Genomic DNA, 613 nt, shown 5'->3' on the forward strand with positions numbered 1-613 from the left:
TATTAACATGGGACATCCGACCGGGCCAATCTCGCTTTACCTCGGCTGCCAAGGAAACAATATGACGATTAATATTGGCGAAACTGTTTTTTTCGGTGCCGGACATTTTTGCCGCATCGGCGCGGCGATCGTCCTCATCGGGATTGCCGGGTGCTCGAGCACCAACACGAATGGCCCGACGCCTGTCGCTGCGGGTACGGGGCCGAAGGATACCGGCACCTTTCCGAACCTGAACATCAAGCCGCAAGTGGCGGCGCCTCAGTTCACCGAAGCCGAGAAGAACGCCAAGCTCGCGCAATTGAAGGCGGATGAGAATGCGCAGGCGGCAAAGGGCGGCGGCCCGAAGGTCGCCAACCAGGCGGCGCTGACGGATTTGGCCAAGAAGCATGGCGACGAAACGCTGAAGCAGATCGAAGCCAAATGCGACCCCGCCCTCGACCCTACCTGCAAATAAGTATATAGCGCGCGCCCAACACCCCCTTCGCTGTCTGGAACTGCCATGGAAGAATTTCACAAGGTTCGCCGGCTTCCGCCTTACGTGTTCGAGCAGGTCAACCGGCTCAAGGCCAGCGCCCGATCGCGTGGCGCCGACATCATCGACCTGGGCATGGGC

At 59.9% G+C, this 613-nt stretch carries 1 protein-coding gene; it reads left to right on the plus strand.

Going from position 1 to position 613, the window contains the following annotated elements; all coding sequences use genetic code 11:
* A partial coding sequence (locus EN964_RS36535) for a hypothetical protein (protein ID WP_245490760.1) occupies nt 1-454 on the plus strand: 454 nt, incomplete at its 5' end.
* Nucleotides 455-613 lie beyond the last annotated feature (159 nt).

The sequence above is a fragment of the Mesorhizobium sp. M7A.F.Ca.CA.001.10.2.1 genome, assembly GCF_003998575.1.
Classification (GTDB): Bacteria; Pseudomonadota; Alphaproteobacteria; order Rhizobiales; family Rhizobiaceae; genus Mesorhizobium.